Here is a 2,996-nt window from a genome sequence, read left to right as displayed (position 1 = left end):
ATAGAGACAAAGGCAAAATCGTTATATAGCTATAATAAACGCTATATTTTATTTAGCCAGGATAGGATTAGGCATGTTCGGATTGGTTATTAGCATTAGTACTAATCATAGTTTAAAGTTTAGGTAAAGTAGCTGGTATAATCTTGGTATACTCAAACAAGTCAACGGTCGATAATGGGATGTCTAGAAGCCTCACTATTATCAAGCTTGGGTTTTGGTAACTTTAAAATTAGTAATTTTGATTACTCCTAAGCCATTACCCATTACCCATTACCCATTACCCATTAGTCTGTAGTAATAAGTTTTTTTATGCATGCTCTATCAATTCCAACTTGGATTATTCACATTTCCAGTGTTATCGAGTGGATTGCTGCAATTTGGTTAATCTGGACCTATGGTGAAATTACTGGCAATCGTGCATGGTGGGCATTGTCTTTTGCTATGTTACCAGCATTGGTCAGTGCTATGTGTGCTATCACCTGGCACTTTTTTGACAACCAACAATCCCTGGAGTGGATGGTAACACTCCAAGCAGCGATGACGGTTGTAGGTAACTGTACCCTTTGTGGAGCAGCTTGGTGGATTTGGCGTTCAGCGTAGGGTTGCTACCAATGCCAGGGATAAGTTTTACGGTAATCACTCAGCTTAAGCGCTACTTGAGATGCTACTTGAGGTGCTATCAGCTATCAGCTATCAGCTGACGGCTGACGGCTGACAGCTAACGGCTGACGTTTTCCGAATCATTTTGACAAGCATTTTTCCTTATCTTCAGATGATTTCTAAAGACACATTATTTGCTATTTCCCTATTTCCTTACCTAGGATTCTTATGGTTTCTCACTCGTTCTGGACAAACACCCCGTTTAGCGCTAATCGGATTTTACGTCCTCTTGGTGTTTGTTTTTGTTACCATCCCAGCTGGGATTTATTCCAAGGTAGCTTATCAGGAAGCATTAGCTGATGTGGATTGGCTACATGGTAGTGCTGAGTTTTTTTTAACCCTGTCCAATACTTTAGTAGTACTGGGCTTCCGACAAGCAATTATGGAACATATAGCAAAGGGAACAGGGAGTAGGGAGTAGGGAGTAGGGAGTAGGGAAGATGGCCTCAAAAATATCTGTTCGTAGATAGGGCAATATATTATTATAGATAAAAGACCGACTGCTGACCACGATAATGAGCTACTGTCTCAATCCCACTTGCCCCAATCCCCAAAATCGAGAAGGAACTAAATTTTGCATTGCCTGTGGCTCGAAGTTGCTGCTCAAAGAGCGATACCGAGGGATTAAACCTATAGGTCAAGGTGGATTCGGTAAAACCTTCTTGGCTGTGGACGAAGATAAACCTTCCAAACCTCCCTGCGTCATCAAGCAGTTTTTTCCCCAAGCCCAGGGAACTAACACGGTTCAAAAAGCAGCTGAGTTATTCACCCTGGAAGCGGTACGGCTGGATGAGTTGGGCAAACATCCTCAAATTCCGGAACTGCTGGCGTATTTTTGTCAAGATAGCCAACAGTATTTGGTGCAAGAGTTTATCGATGGACAAAACTTAGTCCAAGAACTGGCCAGTCGGGGTGGATTTAATGAAGCACAAATTCGGGCGCTACTGGATGATTTGCTGCCATTGCTGCAATTTGTTCATCAACATCATGTCATCCACCGGGACATCAAGCCAGAAAACATTATTCGCCGCAGGAGTTTAAGGTCTTCGGTTGTCGGGGGAGCAACCCAGGTCCCAGGTCAACTGGTTCTAGTTGATTTTGGAGCATCGAAAGCTGCTACTGGCACTAGTCTAGGCAAAACTGGGACAGCGATTGGCTCATTTGGTTATGTATCACCAGAGCAAAGTATTGGTAGAGCAGTTTTTGCCAGTGATATCTATAGTCTTGGTATCACTTGTATTCATTTGTTGACCAATAGGCACCCCTGTGATTTATTTGATGTCAGGGAGGGTGTCTGGATTTGGCGCAACGTTTTGAGTCATCCTATTAGTGATCAGCTTGGTCGCATCTTAGACAAGATGATAGCAGGGGCTATTAACCGACGTTATCAATCAGCGGCTGAGGTAAGTAAAGAGTTGCATCTTAAGACAACTCCCGCAACACCTCTAAGGCAACAAAAACCAGTTACACCTCTAAGACAACGAAAACCAGTTACACCTATCAAACCTACTGTACCATCAAAGCCTGCAGTTGGGGGATTGAATAAAAGGATTGCTCAAGAATTAGAAGAATTGAAGTCTGAAATTATGGGTAATCCGACCCCTAACTCAAAACATCCAACTCTTGGCTCTAAGGTTGCTGGTTCTAGCAGTTTACCGAAAACTAAAACTAAACTTGATCGGGAATTGGAGGAGATTCAATCTGAGTTTATTGGCTCTTCTAATCCTCAGCAAAATCCTGGTTCAGGTTGATAAAGAAGGGAGTAGGGAGTAGGGAGTAGGGAGTAGGTAAGAGGGAAGTCGGAAGAGGAAGATAACCGGGAGTTAGTAATGCAATTATCTGGAATTTATCAACAACGACTTGAAGTGGCTACTCAGCTTGGCAGACAAGAGGGACTAGTGCAGGGGAAACAAGAGGGACTAGTCCAAGGTATGCAAAATGAACGCCGTAGTATGGTCACTTACTTATTGCGATCGCGTTTTGGTGAACTAGACCAGCAACTCCTCGCCATCATTGAGCCATTGATTGCACTCTCTCCAGAAGAATTTACCCCCCTATTGCTAAAATTGTCTCGTCAAGAATTATTGGCTCGATTTTTGTAAGCTATCAGACTCAACTCTTGATGACTGGAGCAATACGGGCATCAAATCCGCTAGCTTTAAGAGCATTAACGGTTACTTGGTCATCTTGCACCCAGTATTTAGAATCAAAACGGACAAATTGATACTGCTGGGGTGTAGGAATAGTTGCCAGTACGGGTACTTTTGCCTGACGTTTTTTACCGGAATGTTTTTGCAGAATCGATTTTAATTGGTTAAGGTTGTTTGTCGTAACTT

At 42.9% G+C, this 2,996-nt stretch carries 3 protein-coding genes and 2 pseudogenes; 4 read left to right on the top strand and 1 reads right to left on the bottom strand.

Annotation, left to right across the window (positions count from 1 at the left end; genetic code table 11):
- Nucleotides 1-309: 309 nt before the first annotated feature.
- The 4 genes and pseudogenes from F6K49_RS38790 to F6K49_RS38775 all read left to right on the top strand — a co-directional run bounded on the left by F6K49_RS38790 (nucleotide 310) and on the right by F6K49_RS38775 (nucleotide 2,762).
- Nucleotides 310-600, top strand: a complete 291-nt coding sequence (locus F6K49_RS38790) for a DUF2499 domain-containing protein (RefSeq protein ID WP_008184715.1) — start codon at nucleotides 310-312, stop codon at nucleotides 598-600.
- 172 nt (nucleotides 601-772) lie between these two features.
- Entirely contained in the window at nucleotides 773-1,081 is a 309-nt protein-coding gene (locus tag F6K49_RS38785; protein ID WP_293021741.1) for a DUF3593 domain-containing protein, read from the top strand.
- 94 nt (nucleotides 1,082-1,175) lie between these two features.
- Nucleotides 1,176-2,081 (top strand): annotated as a pseudogene (locus tag F6K49_RS38780) (serine/threonine-protein kinase); the annotation flags it as partial.
- A gap of 408 nt (nucleotides 2,082-2,489) precedes the next feature.
- Nucleotides 2,490-2,762: a hypothetical protein gene (locus tag F6K49_RS38775; RefSeq protein WP_229415399.1), complete on the top strand. Its 273-nt coding sequence runs from the start codon at nucleotides 2,490-2,492 to the stop codon at nucleotides 2,760-2,762.
- 10 nt (nucleotides 2,763-2,772) lie between these two features.
- On the opposite strand, the pseudogene F6K49_RS38770 reads toward F6K49_RS38775, so the two are convergent.
- Nucleotides 2,773-2,996 (bottom strand): annotated as a pseudogene (locus F6K49_RS38770) (trans-splicing intein-formed DNA polymerase III subunit alpha C-terminal partner DnaE-C); the annotation flags it as partial.

The organism is Moorena sp. SIO3I6 (genome assembly GCF_010672095.1).
This window is presented reverse-complemented; position numbering and strand designations above follow the sequence as displayed.

What these genes read in the sequence shown, in the direction of transcription:
- F6K49_RS38775 (WP_229415399.1), top strand. Translation starts at nt 2,490, where the DNA reads ATGCAATTATCTGGAATTTATCAACAACGACTTGAAGTGGCTACTCAG.
- F6K49_RS38790 (WP_008184715.1), top strand. Translation starts at nt 310, where the DNA reads ATGCATGCTCTATCAATTCCAACTTGGATTATTCACATTTCCAGTGTT.
- F6K49_RS38785 (WP_293021741.1), top strand. Translation starts at nt 773, where the DNA reads ATGATTTCTAAAGACACATTATTTGCTATTTCCCTATTTCCTTACCTA.